Here is a 17614-nt window from a genome sequence, read left to right as displayed (position 1 = left end):
CCAGATAAGGTTGAGATTAAGGTTGAGTCAACGTTGCCGAACAGCGGCAAAGTGATTGATCGGACTGTGCCCTTTGCCCAAAGGGCGGGCCATGCGGATGGCGGCGGTGATGAAATCCTTGGCTTTTTTCACGGCACAGCCCAGCGGTTCCCCCTGGGCCAGAAAAGCGGCAATGGCCGAGGCGTAGGAACAGCCGGTCCCGTGGGTGTTGTTGGTAAATATCCGCTCAGCCGTAAAGCTCCGGCATTCCGTTCCGTCAAAGAGGATGTCGGTGGAATGCTGCCCGGCAAGATGCCCCCCTTTGATGAGGACGTTGGCTGCCCCCAGCCGGTGCAGGTCTCGGGCAGCCTGTTCCATGTGAGCTTCCGAGCTGATCCGCGTCCCCAGCAGCCGCTCCGCTTCGGGGATGTTCGGTGTCAGCAGGTAGGCCAGCGGCAGGAGCTGCTTGAGGAAAATCTGGGTGGCATCGCACTCCATCAGCGCCGCTCCCCCCTTGGCAACCATGACCGGGTCGATCACCAGGGCGGTCATGGTCTGGCGTTCCGTCAGGCGTTCCGCCAGTGCGGCAATGATGGCCGGAGTATGCAGCATGCCGGTTTTGATCACATCGACCGGAATGTCTTCCAGTACCGCATCCAACTGGTCCATCACGAACGACGGTGGCAGGCCGTGGATTGACGAGACTCCGCGGGTGTTCTGGGCGGTCAGGGCGGTCAGCACGCTGGCGGCATAGCTCCCCAGCAGCGTAATTGTCTTGATGTCAGCCTGGATGCCGGCACCACCGCCGGAATCGCTGCCTGCCACAGTCAGGACGGTGCCGCGGGGAAAGGGACGCTGCCGATTGAACAGCAGCCTGAGTTCGCAGGCCGACAGATCGGGACGGGGACTGGAGAGCACCGAAGAGATAACGGCCAGCGCGTCGGCACCGGCATCGATGACCCGGCAGGCATTGCTGGTCGTGATTCCGCCGATGGCCACCACCGGAAGCCGTACCCGGTCGCGAATGGCCGAAAGGCCGGCGGTGCCGGGGATATGGGTGACGTTCTTGCTGCCGGTGGGATACATGGCGCCGAAGCCGATGTAATCTGCACCCTCCTGTTCAGCTTGCAGCGCCTCATCCAGGTTATGGGTCGACTTGCCGATGAACTTCCCCGGCCCCAGCTGTTCCCGGGCTCTGCCGACACTTTCGTCGTCCTGGCCCAGGTGTACGCCGTCGGCGTCCAGGTCCCTGGCCAGAGACACATCGTCATTGACGATGAAGGACACGCCGAAACTGCGGCACAGCTGCTTCAGTTCGCTCCCCTCGGAGCGGCACAGTTCGGGCGGCTTGTGCTTGGCCCGATACTGCAGCACCGACACGCCTCCTCTCAGTGCGGACCTGACGCGCTCCACCAGGTTTTCACCCTGGTCGGTCACCAGGTAGAGGCCTGCTATAGAGAGGGGCTGGGCTCCCTTGTTGACGACAAGACGAAACGATCTGTTGCGATCACTCATTGACATGGTCCCGAAAAAATAAACAGCCGCACTGATGAAGACGGATCTCAGGCGGCCGCAAGGGGCAATACCACATGAGCCGCTTTCCTCCGCCGGCATTACCCGGTTCAGGTTCAAAGGGTCTGATTCCGCGGAATCATCTCAGTTCGTCAGAACTCCCCCAGGGCCTTGTATCGTGTCTACGGTACTGGAATTCCTCCCCTCTGTCAATGTCTATGACCGCGAAAAGGCGGACACCTCTGCGGCGTCCGCCCTTCTGCTCCTTCTTGTAATGATACCGGGGAGAAACGACATCCTCGATGGTGAGGCGCCGGCCAGGATCTTCCAGTACCTCCACCGTGGCGCCGACGAGGGGATAGCTGTCGGCGGCGCCTATGACGAGAGGGGTCGCGGCCAGGCAGGGCCGACAGATAGCGGTAAGGATGCAGATGATAAAAAGGAATGGCGTGCTGCGGGGTATCCAGTGCATGACCGTTCTCTTACCCGTTCCGGCATCGCTGCACGGGCGGTTCGTAGACTTACCCGGAATCGTATGGGCTGCACGGTACTGGAACTTGTTCCTTCCTGTCAATGGTCATGACAACAGGCAGGCGGACTGCCCTGCGTCGGCGCCCGCCTGCCTGTTGTATTGATACTGCCATAGGGTTAACCCAGTATCCACTTTCGTTCGGTTTACCTGATCGCCCCCAGGGTTGCGGTGAGTTTGCCGGTCAGGTCCACGGTGCTGTTGGTGGTTGAATCATATCCCACGGCCTTCAGCACGGTCACCGGTGAGTTCTGGGCCTTGAGACTTCCCAGAGTGATGTTCGTGTTGGAGGCAACCACGCAGGTCAGGCGCAGGAATTCGCCCGAACGAAAGGTGTCGCTGGGGGTATTCGTGGTTAACCGCGTTTTGCCATTTGATGCCGAATAGGTGCCGTAAGCTATGCTGGTTCCCGGCAGCAGTGCCGAGCCGGGTGTTATCGATTGTGTCGCAATTGTGCCAGATGAACCTTGGTCCGTGGTTACGCTCATTCCTTGCGGCAAGATGACGGACAGGACGATTCCGCTGATCGGAGCTGGCAGGTGGGCCGAGCTTATGGCACTAAAGGTCACGGTCGCCTTGCCGGGCGGAAATCGATAGGTGTCCGGCACGGAGCCGCCGCCACCGTCGCCGCCATCGCCGCAACCGGAAAGGGCTGCCGTCACTACCGCTGCCAGAATTGTCGTCTTCAGGTACCTCATCATATGTTCCTCCTTGTGAAAGTCAGGGTAATAACTCCCCCTGTCCCCCTCTTATTCTAAGAGGGGGGAACGTGCTGCCGGCTGTTTAGTCGAAAGCTCCACTGCCACCGTTCCGGAGCGTTTCTCCCCTTAGGTTAAGGGGACAGGTGGGGTTACGAAAAATCATTCCTCATCCTTCAAGCCGTCTTCGTCTCACCGTATCAATCCCACGACCATGCGCAGGATCACCACGGCATCCTCGATGTCCACTTTGCCGTCTCCCACGGAGACGCCGTTCACCATGGGGGCCACATCCATGCGAGTAATCTGCCCGGCATCGGGAGTGATGATGCCAACGGACATCTGAAGGGCCTGCAGGGCATCCACGATGGTGAAGGGGGTGCTGTCGGCAGATCCGGAGGCTGCCTTGGGCACGGTGTAGATGATGTTGCGCTGTACGGTCAGGCTGTTGCTGTTCTGGTCCGTGCCGGTGACCGCCACCTGGTAGACCTGGGCTTCGCTGAAGTTCAAGGTCTGGCTGAAGACACCGTTGGTCACCGCGGGGGTGTAGGTCTGGCCGTCCATGGTGATGGTGACGCTGACCGGGGTGGTGTTGTCGGTTACGTTCCCGGTCAGGGTGTAGGAGCCCAGTGCCGTGCGGATGTCAGCGGCCGGGTCGGTGACTGCCAGGTAGAAGGCCGGCTGGTAGCTGACGGTGCGCTTGGCCTCCACCTTCTGGCCGGCGGCATTGGCTGCGAAGACCTTGATGGTGTTCATGCCGGTGCCCAGGCTGGTGGTGAAGGAGTAGGTGGTGTCGGTCAGGCTGGCGGTCTGGGGGGCCGAACCGTTGGCCGACCAGGTGACCACCAGGGTGGGGTCGACCGTAGCGGCAGCAGTTTTGGCTGCGGTCTTGGACGACCCCCCGCTGAACAGGGATTCAATGGTACCGGTTACGGTAACGCTCTGCTGGACAGCCACGGCGTTGTCGGGCGGGTAGGTGACCGACAGGCGTGGTGCGGTGCTGTCCAGGGTGATGGTGCGGGTGTCGGTGGTGGTTATGCCGGCCTTGTTGGTGACCACTACGGTGACGGTGTTGGCGCCGGCCAGCAGTTGCACCGGGAAGCTGAAGCTGCCGTCCGCATTGACCTGGACGGTCGTGCCGTTGATGGTGAGGGACCTGATGCCGGCCGGGTCCGTGGCCACACCGCTGATGTTCTGGGTGGTGTCGGTGGTGGTCGCCCCATCGGAGAGGGCGGATACGGTCAGCAGCGGCGGATTGGTGCCGTAGGCCACGGTCAGGGTCTGGCTGATGGTGGCGGAGGTGTAGTCGCTGTTGCCGGTTTGGGTGGCAGTGATGGTACAGGTGCCCGGGCTCACCCCGGTGACCGTGGTGCCGCTGACGGTGCAGACCGCGGGGGTGGTGGAGGCAAAGGCGACGGTCAGACCGGAGGAGACGGTGGCGCTGGCCGTGACAGTGCTCCCCACGGTGAGGGTAGAGGGTGTGAAGCCGATGGCACCGATGGTCTGGCTTCCCTTGCCGACGGTGATGTTCTGCGTCACCTGGGTGGGGGCGTTGTAATTGGCATCACCGGCCTGGCTGGCGGCGATGGTGCAGATGCCGGCCGTGATGCCGGTAACCGTGCTTCCGCTTACGCTGCACACACCAGGCGTCAGGGAACTGAAAGTGACCCCCAGGCCGGAAGAGGCGGTGGCGCTGGCCGTGACAGTGGCCCCCACGGTGAGGGTAGAGGAGGTGAAGCCAATGGCACCGATGGTCTGGCTTCCCTTGCCAACGGTGATGTTCTGCGTCACCCGGGGCGCGGCATTATAATTATTGTCCCCCGCCTGGTCAGCGGCGATGGTGCAGGTACCGGCCGCAACGCCGGTTACAGTGGCGCCGCTAACGGTGCAGACCGTGGGAGTCACGGAAGTATAGGAAACCGTGAGCCCGGACGAGACCACAGCGCTGAGCGTGCCGATGCCGTTCACCACTACGCTGGGTGCCGCCCCGAAGGTGATGGTCTGGCTGCCCTTGCCGACGGTAATGGTCTGCGTCACCCGGGGTGCGGCGTTATAGTTGGCATTGCCTGCCTGGTCCGCTGCGACGATGCAGGTGCCGGCTGCGATACCGGTGACGGTAGTGCCGTTGATGGTGCAGACTAACGGGGTGGTGGAGCTGAAGCTGACGGCACTGGTGGATGCGCCGCCTGTGGCGCTCATCGTACCGGTGCTCCCCACCACGATCGACGGAGCGGCGCCGAACGTGATGGTTTGACCCGCCTTGGCGATCACCAACGTGCCGCTGGCACTGCCGCTGTAATTGGGGTCGTTGATCGCGGCCGCGACGTTGTAGCTGCCGGCATTGACCGGAGGAGTGGAACTGCCGTCGTACGTGAAGGTGACGGTCCTGCCGGCGGGAGTGGTGGTGGCGGTGGCCGATTTTGCCGTGCCGTCGTAGGTCTGGCTGAGACCGCCGAGGGTTACGGAAGCAGTGGCTTTGCCCACGATGAAGGACTGTGTCATGTGAGACGCGGGATTGTAGAAAGTATTACCGGTCTGGTCGGCCACGATGGTGCAGGTGCCGGTACCGACGAAGGTAATTGTCCCGTCGCTGCTCACCGTGCAGACGCCGGGGGTGGCGGATGTGAAGGTGACAGCCAGATTGGACGAAGTGGTTGCGGCCAGTGTTCCCCCTGATCCGTAGATCTGGTTGCCGGGGTTGCCGAAGGTGATGGTCTGGTTAATCCTGGTAAATTGGATGTACCCGCCGTTCAGGACGAAGTTGGCGGGCGTGTAGGTCCCGTCAAGGGTGATCTGCAATTGCGAGCCGGAAACACCGTCGGTATTCACATACAGCGTGGTGGTGTTCCCACTCGCCGAGACATGCACCGATCTGGCTGCCACAGTGCTGCCGTCCCCGGCTGTCACGGAACCGCCGGTGAAATCCACCACCGGTTGACCGTTGATCAGGCCATTGACCGAGTCCACTCCGCCGACGGTGGTAAAGCCGATGACATGAATTTTGTCGCCGGTGCCGAAGTTGGTGATGGTATCGATGCCGTTGCCGCTCTGGTTGAATGCGATGGTTTCGCTGCCGCTGCCCAGCGAAACGTGGTCATTGCCCGCTGAGGTCCAGATGTCGTCGGTGTTGTTCGACATGGTGTTGCCCGAAATGGCCAGACTGGAGGCAACGGCAGCGCTCTCTTCGATAATGCCGACGTCGAACCCGGAAATCGTGTTGCCGGATATGGTGACATTGGGGCCTTTATAGACATTGATCCCCATGTTGCCGAACCCGCCGTCGTTGGAAGAAATGTTGCTGTGCCAGGAGAAAATGCCGGGGCCGGTGATGGTGTTGCCGGTGATCCGGAAGCTGTCGGCGACCTCCCACAGCAGGACGCCGGAGGGGCCGGCCAGTCCCAGATTCAGGTAGGAGCCGTCCTGTCCCGGTTCCGGTATGACGATACCGATGTCCAGAATCCGGTTGTTGGTGACCGTTCCCGCCGTACCGCGGCGGTCTCCGTTGGCGCCTCCCATGGCGCTTCTGTCGGAAGATCCGACCTGGATGGCGTTGCCGGTGCTCCAGAGGCTCTTGCCGTAACCCTGGATGGTGTTGTTGTCGATGTCCACCGTCAGGGTCGGCCCCCAGGCCAGGATAGCGGTCTTCTGGAACTTGGTGACGGTGGAGTTTTTCACTGTCAGGGTATGTGCACCGGCTCCAGCGGCGCTCTCGGCAAAGATGCCCTCGTTGTGGTTCATGCCCGCAGGCTGGTCTGCCGGGAGGTAATCGGCGGGCACGATGTGGGCCGGGTCATTGCCGTAGTCCGTGTTCAGTTCGCGCACACCGGTCACCTTCACCGTGTCGATGGTGACGGTAGTGTGGTATGCCCCGATTCCCTGGAAGGTATAGGTGCCCTTGTCCGGATACCGCAGGTCGGCAAGATAGCCCTGATCATTGCCGTCCACGGTCAGGTTCCTGAGGATGACGGTTCCGGGCGAAGCGGTCTTGATGCCCACCACGGCGATGACGTCCTGATCCTTGAGGTTTTTCCAGTTTCCGCCGCTCTGTATCAGGCTGTCCCGGGCAGGGGAGCGGATGATGGTCTGATCGACGCCGGCCCCCTGCAGGGTGAGCGGCTTGGTGATGGTCACCTGCTCGATGAAGGTGCCTGCATCAAGCATGATGACGTCATTGTCCGCAGCCGCATCCACGGCCCCCTGAACGGTGGTGTAATCGGTCGTGGTGGTGTTGTGGATCAGGTGTATTTTGTTGGCCGCTGCAGCGACCGTAATGCTCTTTGTTACCTGCGGTGCAGCGCCATAGCCACCATTGCCCGTCTGATCCGCGGCAATGGTGCAGACACCGGCCGCGATACCGGTAACAGTGCTGCCGCTCACGGTGCATACCGACGGCGTCAGAGAGCTGAAGGTTATTGCACCGCCGGAGGTGGCGGTGGCGCTGGCCGTGGTGGTGCCCGATACGGTCAGGGAAGAGGAGGTGAAGGAAATGGAGCCGATGGTCTGGCCCGCCTGATTCACAGTGAAACTCTGCGTCACCTGAGGTGCCGCATTGTAGTAGGCGTTGCCCGCCTGGTTGGCGTTGATGGTGCACGTGCCGCCGCTGACAAGAGTCAGGGCACCTTCCGGGGTGATGGTGCAGACGCCGGAGGTGGACGAAGTGAATATGGGAGCAAGGCCGGAACTGGCGCTGGCACTCAGCGTCGGCGTCGTACCGTAGGTCTGGCTGCCCGGATTGGCAAAGGTGATGGTCTGACCGGCCTTGGTGAATTGGATGTAGGCGCCGCTCAGCACAAAGTTGGCCGGAAGATACGTTCCGACAAGGTTGATTTGCAGTTCGGCCGGACCGGCATTGCCGTCCGTATCGATGTACAGAGTCGTGGTGTTACCTGAAACCGATACTTGTACCGAATGCGCGGCCACGTTGCTTCCGTTGCCGCTCGTTACCGTGCCGCCGGTGAAGTTCCAACTGCTGCTGCCATCCAGGCTGTTGACGTAGATGGCATCACCCGTGCCGAAATTGGTCAGCGTATCGGTGCCGTTTCCGGAAAGCAGATAACCGATCACTTCACTATTGGCATTGTTCAGGGTGATCTGGTCATTGCCGGAAGAAGCCCACAGGTCAACGGTATTGGCTGACAGGATATTTCCACTCGCGGTCAGGACCGAGCCGTTTGATGCGCCCTCTTCGAGGATGCCGTAATCGAACCCGGAAACCGTGTTGTTACTTACGGTGGGGTTCGGTGAAAGGTAGAAGTCGATCCCCTGGTTGGCGTACCATTCCAGTTTCCACGATTTGTCGCCGGTGCGGGTAATCGTGTTGCCCGTAACTGTCACCCCGTTGCCGGCCTCCCATACCAGGATGCCGGTGGAGCCGCCGACCCAGCCGTTGAACCAGAGCCCGCTGGTGGTGTGTCCCACCGGGATGACCATGCCCAGATCGAGGATGGTGTTGTTGGAGACGCTCCCCTTGGTGCCCCGCCGGTCGCCGCCGCCGGAAGAGGTGTAGTCCGAGCTGCCGATCTGTATCCCGTTTATCGACTGGTAGAAGGTCTTGCGCCCCTGGATGGTATTGTCGTGGATATCGACCGTCAGGGTCGGGCCCCAGGCCAGGATGCCATCTTTCTGGATGTCGTCCATGGTGCTGTTTCTCACCACCAGGGTATGTTCGCCGGCGCCGGCGGCGCTTTCCGCGAAGATACTCTCGCCGCTGTCCGCTCCCGAGGTGTGGGTGGCGCCGTAGCTCGAATCAGGGATGGGGTCCATGCTGGCGGCGTTCAGGTTGAGATCCCTGACGCCGGTTATGCGCACGCCGTCCACGGTGAGGTTCGAGTTGATGGCGGCAATGCCCATGAACCCGTAGGTGTTGGCCGGCTGGTTTATGTTGCCCTGGACTTGGCCGTCCACGGTGAGGCCGGTGATGGTAACGGTGCCCGGGGTCACGGTTTTGATGCCAACGATCGCGTACACGCTCTTGTTTCTCAGGTTTCTCCAGGTGCCGCCGTTTTGCAGCAGGCTTGCGGCAGAGGGGGACTGAATGATGGTCTGGCCGATTCCGGCCCCTTGAATGGTGACATTGGTGGTGATGGTCACCTGCTCGATGAACGTGCCGGAATCAAGGGCAATGACATCGCCATCCGCCGAGGCGTTGACCGCCTCCTGGATGGTGTTGTACGCGGTCGTTGCCGAATTGTGGGTCAGGTGCACCCGGTTGGCGGCAGCAGCGACGGTGATGGTGCCGATCACCTGGGGTGCGGTGTCGTAGGTGGTGTTCCCCGCCTGGTTGGCGGCAATGCTGCAGACCCCGGCCGTGAGGGCGGTTACAGTAGTTCCGCTGACGCTACATACCGACGGAGTCAGGGATGTGAACGTCACCGCACCGCCGGAAGTGGCTGTGGCGCTGACCGTAGCCGTGCCGTTCGGCAGCAGGGAGGCGGGAGTAAAGGAAACCGTGCCGATGGTCTGGGGGGCCAAGACCACCACCTGGGCGGCGCGGCTTGTACCCGTGCTGCCGGCGGAGTTGGTCACCATGCAGTAATAGTAGGTGGTGCCTGCCGATGCGGTCGGCGGGGAGTAGCTGCCGGAGGTGGCGCCATTAATGGCGGAACCGCCGCTGGTGCTGTTGGTGGCACTGCTGTACCACTGGTAGGAGAGCGAACCGCTGGTGGTGCTTGCGCCCACCGTGAGGGTGGCGGTCCCGTTGACGCTGACCGAGGCATCGGCCGGCTGGGTGGCGATGCTGGTCGTTGATCCCGAGGTCTGGCCAACGGCAGTGCCGGTGTATTCCACCTTGACTGTCAGCCGCTGAACATCCATGGGTGTGCCGGTGCAGTTACCGTTGACGTCCACAGTGTCGTACCACTCGATGATGCGGAACCGGTCGGCCGGGTCCACCAGAATACGGGAGTTGTCCGGCTGGCGGGCCGTAGCGATCTGACTGTACATGGGAAGCAGGGCCAGGGTCTGCCAATAGATGGTGTTGCTGGCGTTTGCGTCGTAGGCCGCCTTGCCCCCCTGGATGGTTTCCATGAAATTGGGGTTGGCGTCTATGAGGGAGTCGTTCGCCACCTGCAGGATCGTGCCGTCGGTCCGCAGGGTTTTGACGCAGGCTGCCCCGCTGGGCGCCTTGCCGAAGATGCCGATCAGGCGCGTTACGGTTCCATTGTCCGGATTGCCGTTGTTGCCGTCGATGGCATCGTAGGCTGCGCCGGAGTAGAGCACCGCGCCGGCTGCGTAGGTGGCATTACCGATGGTCACTACTCCGTCGGAGGTGAGGGTGCGGGTGTAGGTGGTGAAAATATTCGGTTCATTCACCAGGTCGAGATCACCGGCTTCCGACGGCCGGCCATAGATGACGCCGGTATTGGTGTAGGTCGTGTATCCGTTGGCTGCGACGGCGAGGGTGTAGGTGTCAATCACGTTCATGCCGCTGACGGTAAGGGTATACACCCCATTGGCATAGGAAGCGCCGGTCACGGTTATGGTGGCGGAGGGATTCGCATTGTTGGTGACGGTAAAGGCGCCGGCGCCGAGTACCGCGTTGGTGGCGGCTACCTGGATCGTGGCATCGGTGGGCTGGTTGCTGCCGTTAAGGGCGAACTTGATGATCTTTACACTTCCAATGCCCAGGCTGGAGGCCGAGGGGGTGACCGCATTGGAAACTGCGGAAGCTGCGCTCTGGCCTGCCACTGCCGGCGCATTTGTGGCGGTCACCGTAAAGGTGTAGGGGGTGCCGTTGGTCAGGCCGGACACCACGATGGGGCTGGCAGTGCCGGTGGCAGTGATGTTTCCGGGGGATGAAGTAACGGTATAGCCGGTAATGACGGAGCCGCCGGTGCCGGCCGGGGGGGTGAAAGAAACGACTGCCTTGGTGTCGCCTGCCGTAGCGGTGCCGATGGTGGGGGCACCGGGGACGGTGCAGGCGCTTGTGGTGAAGGTCAGGTCGGAGCCGTTCGTCAGATCGCCCCCGTTGTTTTGTCCGTTAACGCGGAAATGATAGGTGGTGCTGCAACTGAGTCCGGTAACCGTGGCGGTCACCGCCGTAGCTCCTCCGGTGGTGAGGATGCGGGGGCTTGCATTGGAGAAGCTGCCGTAGCTGGTGGTTGTGCCGTATTCGAAGCCGACACTGGTCCACGAACCGCTGCCGGTCACGGTGCCGTTCAGGGTGGCGCTGTCGGGTCCCACACCGGTGGCGGCGCTGGTGGTGGCGCCGGGACCGGTGACGGCCGTCCACTTGGCATACAGCGTCCTATTGGCGCTGCCCATGGTGAAGGTGGCGCTGCCGGTGGCGGCATAGTCCGTGCCGGTGCCGTCGGCCAGGCTGTTCCAGCCGGCAAAGACATAACCGCTCCGGGTGAGGCCGAAGCTGTTGCTTTGCACGGTGACCGTGGCGCCGTTAGCGTAGCTGTTGCTGTCCGTCGGCACGCTGCCGCCGGTGTTGCCGTTGCCGTTGTAGGTGACGGTGTAGGTGGATGATGCGGATGCGGTTTTGAAGCTGATGCCCGTTGCATCACGCATGGCAACCGAGCCGGCGTTGTTGGTGCCGCCGTCAACACTGGCGGTGAAAGTTCCGGCATCCACCTCAACATAGATATTAGTACTGCCAGGGAGAGAGGACGAAGGTGTGAATGTCGCCCTGCTGCCGGAAACGGTGGCACTTGCGACCGAAATGGTTTCAATCAGTGCGTTTGTGTCGGCATTGTAGATACGCATGCTTCCAGTGCCGGCAGATATTGTACTTCCGAAATCCAGAGTAATGCCTGAGTTTACCGCCACATTTACCGCTCCATCAAGCGGTCTGGACTGGCCGATGAACTGAAACTGCGTAGCACCGTATTCGTAAGCGCCAGCATCCACTCCAGACGCCGGGTTGCGGACGAAGCCGCGTTGGTCAGTCGTGGGTGCGGAAGCAGCTCCCAAATTAATCGCGTTACTGCTTGAATTGAGTGCCAAAGTTTCAGTAGGACCGCCATTGGCCGCCGCCGCCACAAGGTTGGGGTTCGCGGTCACATTGCCTATGGCCGTGTCAATGGTCGCGACGTTTTCGATCACGTTGTAGCTGGCAGTGATGTTCTGATCCGTAGAAAACTTCACATCACCAGTGCCATCGTAATACACGATCGAGTTGGTTATCTGCATCGGAATATCGGTGCCGTTACCCAAGGGGGTGGTAATTTGTTTGGCAGCACCGTTGTATCCGGGATTACCTGCTATTGTGGAGTTTTTGATTGTGATCATGCCTGCGGTGACAAGGGAAGCGTTAATCCCCAGCGCACCATCGACATCGCCAGCTCCCGAGCCTGTTGGGTCGGAGATATTTCCGGTAATGGTGGAATTTTCGATCCAGAGCGTTTCACTGGAGTTATTGCTCGGGCTGAAATATAGTGCCGATCCAGACTTGGCTGAATTGCCGGCAATATAACTGCCCTTGATAACCGTTGAACTCACTCCATTGATACTCAGTCCTCCTCCCGCTGATCCTTCGATAAAGCTGGTGTTCGATATGGTCGAGTTTTCAATATCCACCAACGCTGCGGCAATAGAGAAAATCGCTGTTCCCGCGTTGCCGGTAATTACACTGTTACGTATGGTCAGTTTAGGCACATACGTGGCGTAATCAGAAGCTATTGTCGAAACAGCAAAAGCGGCATCGTGATATTGGGTGCCTACCGCAGTATTTTTCACGATAACATTTGAAAGCGTCAGGTCTTCACGGTTATCAATCGCACCGACATAGCCGAGGTCAGGGTCGTTATCAACCATCCGGCCATGATCGAAGGCCAAACCAGTGATAGTGACTTTTATATTGGTAGTAACATCCCCATTTTCAGTTTTCAGAAACTGCGTGGCACTGGCGCCGTCAATAGTCACGACATCGGCACCAGGGCCTTGGATCGTGACGCTGTCTGTGATGTCAAGCCTGCTAAGCAGATGAATCGTGCCGGACAAACCGGGGGTAAAGACAATCGTGTCCGCACCGGTGTGACCATTGGAATCAATAATGGCCTGACGCAGAGAACCGGCGCCGCTGTCGTTGAGGTTGGTTACGGTGTAAATCGTGCCGACACTGGCGGGTGTGACGCTGATGGTAACGGTGCTGGCGGTCGAGGTGCCGCCGTCGCCGTCGGTGATCGTGAAACTGACTGAGCGCGTTGTGGCGCTGACCGCACTGGCATTGCTGTAGGTGATGTTGGCAAGCAGCACGGAAGCTGCTGTCGGTGTAGCGTTGCTGTTAAATGTCACCACCAGATTGGAGCCGCTGCCGCCGGAGAAGCTGCCGATGGTCGTGCCGCCATAGGTCACGTTGCCGCTGCTGACGCCGATCAGCCCGCTACCGTTTCCCTGGTTGCGGATGCCCAGCACGTCAGCCGCCGTTGCGCCACTGACCGATACGGTTAACGTGCCGGTATCAAAATTGGCACTGTCGCTGTCGGTGACGGCAACCGCCGTCCCCTGATCGATCACCCGCGCCCCGGTTCCCGCTGTGTACGCCATCGCATCGCCGTTTAAGCTGGTTATGACAGGGGCGGTGTTGGGCGTCGCCACCCCGCTCACCGTGATGCCGTTGCCGGTCGTATCGGCAATGCTGCCACCCGTGATCGGCCCATTCCAGTCGTCGGCGGCGGCCAGGTTATAGGTCACGCTGCCGGTGGAAGAAGTGCCGTTCTTGTCCAGCTTGGCGTTGACCGCCGTCTTGTCGGTGCTGCCCAGGGTCACGGTGAACAAGGTGGCGGAGGTGATTTCCACATTGGTGGTGTTGCCGGTCAAGGTGACGCTGCCCCCTTGTCCGGTCAGGGTCAATTTGGTCACGTCGATGTCGTTGCTTGCGCCCGGTTGCTTGACCAGGTTGGCGCCCGTGACCACCAACACCCCGGTGCCGGCATCGTAGGTGGCGGAGGTGATGGTGGGGGTCTGTACGGTGCTGACCGTCACTCCGTTGCCGGTCAGGTCGGCTGGGGCACTCTGGGTCGAGTCCCAACCGGCCGCACCGGCCAGGTTGTACGTGGTGCCGCCGGCCGCGGTCGTGCCGTTCTTGTTCAGCAGGCCCCTGACATTAAGTTGGTCGGTAGCATTGAGAGTAACGGAGAAGGAGGTGGCGCTGCTGGCAGTGACCGTATAGCTACCGGCCAACGTGTAGGTGTTGCCGCCTTCTCCGGTCAGGGTCAGTTTCGTTGTGTCAATTACGTCGCCGGCGCTCATTCCGGTTGCGGTGACAGTCAGGACGTTGGTGCTGGCGTCGTAAGTGGCGGAGGTAATGGCAGGACCGGCAGAACCGCCAATCGTAAGGTCGTAAAGCGTATCCGTGGCGTTGGCTGCGACGAAGTTAGCGTAATAATCCTGGATTACGCCCGCACTCCATTGGACGGAAACCGCATGCCCCGACGGCAACGTAGACGTGGGGTCTATGGTCAACGTATTCGTGCCCCAGCCGGTCACGCGGGCATCGTTATAGGCAATGGTTTCAAGCGTCGTATTGGCCGTGACGTCGCGGATCACGAAATTGCCCGAGGTTCCTTTGATAACGGCCTCACTAAAACGCAAGGACAGATTGGCGGTTCCGCTGACGCCGGTCGCGTTGCCGACAGGTGACGAATTTGCCGGATCGAAAGTCGGAGTAGTGCCATCCGTAACAGCAATGCCGCCATACGCTGGAACCGCCGCCAGCGTTTTGATGGTTGAAACCGCCCCGGAGGACAGATTGATACTATAGACACCTGGCGCCGAGCCGGCCGCACCGAGAAAAAAGGCGCGATTATTCGGAAGGTCCAATGCCAGGTCGCCGGGCCCCGGATTGATCGAACTTGCAATGACGGTATCGCCACTGCCATCCGGCTTGATGCGATTCAGGGCGTCGGTAGCGCCGAGCGTAGATACCCCATCGCTGCTGATGTAATAGACATAGTCGTTTATCGAATCATAAGCAATGCCGCCATAAACAGGAGCAGTCGTCAGCGTTTTGATGGTAGAAACCGTCCCGGAGGACAGGTCGATACCATAAACTCCTGGTGTTGAGCCGGTCGCGCCGATGAAAAAAGCGCGATTGTTCGCAATGTCTAATGCCAGGTCGCCTGGCGCCGGATTGATCGAACTTGCAATGACGGTATCATCGCTGCCATCCGGCTTGATGCGATTCAGGGCATCGGTTGCGCCGAGCGTAGATGTCGAACCATCGCTGCCGATGTAATAGACATAGTCGTTTATCGAATCGTAAGCGATTCCCCCATAACTAGGGGCAGTCGTCAGTGATTTGATGGTGGAAACTACCCCGGTGGTCAGATCAACACGATAGACACCTTGGCTTGCGCTGGTCGTGGTCGCACCGATGAAAAAGGCACGGTTATTAGCAACATCCAACGCCAAATCTCCCGGTGTTGGATTGATCGAACTTGCAATAACGGTATCGCCGCTACCGTCTGAGTTGATACGGTTCAAAGCATCGGTGGCGCCCAAGGTAGATCCGTTGCCATCGCTGCTGATGTAATAGACCTGCACATTCGGGGTTGTCACTACCCCGCTCACCGTCACCCCGTTGCCGGTCGTATCGGCAATGCTGCCCCCGGTAATCGGCCCGTTCCAGTCGTCGGCGGCGGCCAGGTTATAGGTCACACTACCGGTGGAAGAAGTGCCGTTCTTGTCCAGTTTGGCGTTGACCGCCGCCTTGTCGGTGCTGCCCAGGGTCACGGAGAACGAGGTGGCGGAGGTGATTTCCACATTGGCGGTATTGCCGGTCAGGGTGACGCTGCCCCCTTGTCCGGTCAGGGCCAGTTTTGTCACGTCGATGTCGTTGGTTGCGCCCGGTTGTTTGACTAGGTTGGCGCCGGTGACCACGAGCACCCCGGTGCCGGCATCGTAGGTGGCGGAGGTGATGGTGGGGGTCTGTACGTTGCTGACCGTTACCCCGTTGCCGGTCAGGTCGGCTGGGGCGCTTTGGGTCGAGTCCCAACCGGCCGCGCCGGCCAGGTTGTACGTGGTGCCGCCGGCCGCGGTCGCGCCGTTTTTATTCAGCAGGCCCCTGATGTTGAGTTGGTCGGTAGCATCGAGAGTAACGGAGAAGGAGGTGGCGTTGCTGGCCGTGACTGTATAGCTGCCGGCCAACGTGTAGGTGTTGCCGCCTTCGCCGGTCAGGGTCAGCTTGGTTGTATTGATGGTATCGCTGGTGGTCATGCCGGTGGCGGTGACGGTCAGGGCGTTGGTGCTGGCGTCGTAGGTGGCGGAGGTGATAGTTGGAGCAGCGCCGCTGGTGGTGAATGAAACCTCAGTACCATACGAGGTACCTGCCGTATTGGTGGCATATGCCCTGACATAATAGGTGGTATTGGGAGAGAGTCCGGTCATGCTGCTGGTGAATGCGCCGGTGGCGGCTATGGCCCCCTGGGTGGTTTTAGAGTTAGCCGTGGTCGGGCCGGTGGAGGTATTCCACACCACGCCATACTGGGTAGGGTTGGGTGAACCGAGACTGGTTATGTTGCCGTTAGCGGTAGCCGTGGTCGCGGCTATTGACGATACCGCCTGGGTGGTAACGGTAGGAGCAGCGGCAACAGCCGTCCACTGTGCGTACAGCGTTACGTCTGCGCCGAATCCATAGCTGGCGCCGTTGGCGTAGGCAGTGCCACCACCGCCGGAAACGGTATTCCAGCCCGCAAAGGCGTAACCTGTGCGCGTAAAGCTGTTGGACGTAAGGGCGGTGGCGCTGCCGGAGGTCTGTACGGTCATGCTGCCGCTGCCGCCGTTGGCGTCGAAGGTGACGGTGTGGGTGGCGGCGGCGTGGACGTTGCTCACGACCAGATTGTCGATGGTGCAACCGATACCTGTTCCCGGCGCGTTACTGGAATATCTGGATATGGTAAATTTGGTGATATTGGTGAAATTCAGGGTTACGACTTGGATACTGTTTGCATAATTAACAGTGTATCCGGGGTCGTAAAGAGTGTTCGTATTGACCGAACTTACCAGAGTGCTCCCGTTGTAGCCCGAAATGGTGTATACCGCATTATATGGAGTCTGACCATGAGCTACATCCACGCCAGGAAAAACATTTATACGGAGCGAGGCGATGTTGAAGACTTCGTCGTTGGAAAACTTGACGACGACATTTGTAGCGTCGCTAGTGCTCGTACCAAATAAAAGCTCGTTGCCGGAGCCGCTGCCAGCGTCAAAAATATCAATATCGCCGTTGTCCGTTGCGGTCAGTAGATACCCGCCGATACTATAGGACGCCAAGGTCGCAGGAATCCCCCCGCCTGCATTTATTATGGTTCCATTGTTGTCGAAATCGATGGTTCCGCTGTACGGCGCCGTCAGGTTATATCTGTAAGCATCGGTTACCGTGCTGGCGATGGCGACCGGCGAGGAAACCGGAGCGGTTGCATACTCCAGAACCCAATCCGCGCCTGCAAGCCCCCCGGTGTTGTTACTGGATGCAGCCACATTCGCCTTTGTTATTTTGGCCAGCGAGCTGATCAATTCCTTGCCCGAAGCACTTTTGGCCACATTACAACCATAAATGAGCAGGTCTCCTCCCGGTACCAATGCTTGACCAATGGCAGCAAGCGCAGCTTTTTTATCATTGATAGTGGTATTGGAAAGTTTCAGAGTACCCAGCTGTATTTCGCCATCCCCACCGTGAGAAATCACATGAATTGCCTGTAAATTCCGCCTGTGGGCCAATACCTCACTCATCTGTTCCGATCCGTCCCGTCCGGCGTCAAGCCGGACCACCTCCACCCCCGGCCTGATCCCATCCGCCAGTGCCTGGGCGTCCTGCACCGCTGCATCAATGAAGACGACCTCGTGCCGACCCACGGCAGCCCCTGCGGGCAATGCGCCGAGGAGAAGGCAAAGTACGGCGACAAGGGCAAAGAGTATGTCCAGACGTTTTCGAAGGGATGTCATGGGTGGC

The 17614-nt window shown here is 60.1% G+C and carries 4 protein-coding genes and 1 riboswitch; all 4 genes read right to left on the bottom strand.

What is annotated here, in order from left to right:
* Positions 1 to 27: 27 nt before the first annotated feature.
* Positions 28 to 1494, bottom strand: a complete 1467-nt coding sequence (gene thiD, locus GSVR_RS16950) for a bifunctional hydroxymethylpyrimidine kinase/phosphomethylpyrimidine kinase (protein WP_173198758.1) — start codon at positions 1492 to 1494, stop codon at positions 28 to 30.
* 66 nt (positions 1495 to 1560) lie between these two features.
* A riboswitch (TPP riboswitch) is annotated at positions 1561 to 1666 on the bottom strand.
* Positions 1631 to 1963, bottom strand: coding sequence for a hypothetical protein (locus GSVR_RS16945; RefSeq protein ID WP_173198756.1), 333 nt, complete (start codon positions 1961 to 1963; stop codon positions 1631 to 1633). (Overlaps the previous riboswitch by 36 nt.)
* Before the next feature lie 203 nt (positions 1964 to 2166).
* Positions 2167 to 2721 (bottom strand): hypothetical protein, encoded by a 555-nt coding sequence (locus GSVR_RS16940; protein WP_173198754.1) that lies wholly within the window; start codon positions 2719 to 2721, stop codon positions 2167 to 2169.
* A 189-nt stretch (positions 2722 to 2910) separates the two neighbouring features.
* Positions 2911 to 17607, bottom strand: coding sequence for a DUF4347 domain-containing protein (locus tag GSVR_RS22260; RefSeq protein ID WP_173198752.1), 14697 nt, complete (start codon positions 17605 to 17607; stop codon positions 2911 to 2913).
* Between the last annotated feature and the right edge of the window lie 7 nt (positions 17608 to 17614).

Origin of the sequence: Geobacter sp. SVR, assembly GCF_016865365.1 — a bacterium.
In the GTDB taxonomy this organism is placed as follows: Bacteria; Desulfobacterota; Desulfuromonadia; order Geobacterales; family Pseudopelobacteraceae; genus Pelotalea.
Note: the sequence above shows the minus strand (reverse complement) of the source record. Positions and strands in the feature narration are given on the sequence as shown.

What these genes read in the sequence shown, in the direction of transcription:
- thiD (WP_173198758.1), bottom strand. Translation starts at nt 1,494, where the DNA reads ATGAGTGATCGCAACAGATCGTTTCGTCTTGTCGTCAACAAGGGAGCC.
- GSVR_RS16945 (WP_173198756.1), bottom strand. Translation starts at nt 1,963, where the DNA reads ATGCACTGGATACCCCGCAGCACGCCATTCCTTTTTATCATCTGCATC.
- GSVR_RS16940 (WP_173198754.1), bottom strand. Translation starts at nt 2,721, where the DNA reads ATGATGAGGTACCTGAAGACGACAATTCTGGCAGCGGTAGTGACGGCA.
- GSVR_RS22260 (WP_173198752.1), bottom strand. Translation starts at nt 17,607, where the DNA reads ATGACATCCCTTCGAAAACGTCTGGACATACTCTTTGCCCTTGTCGCC.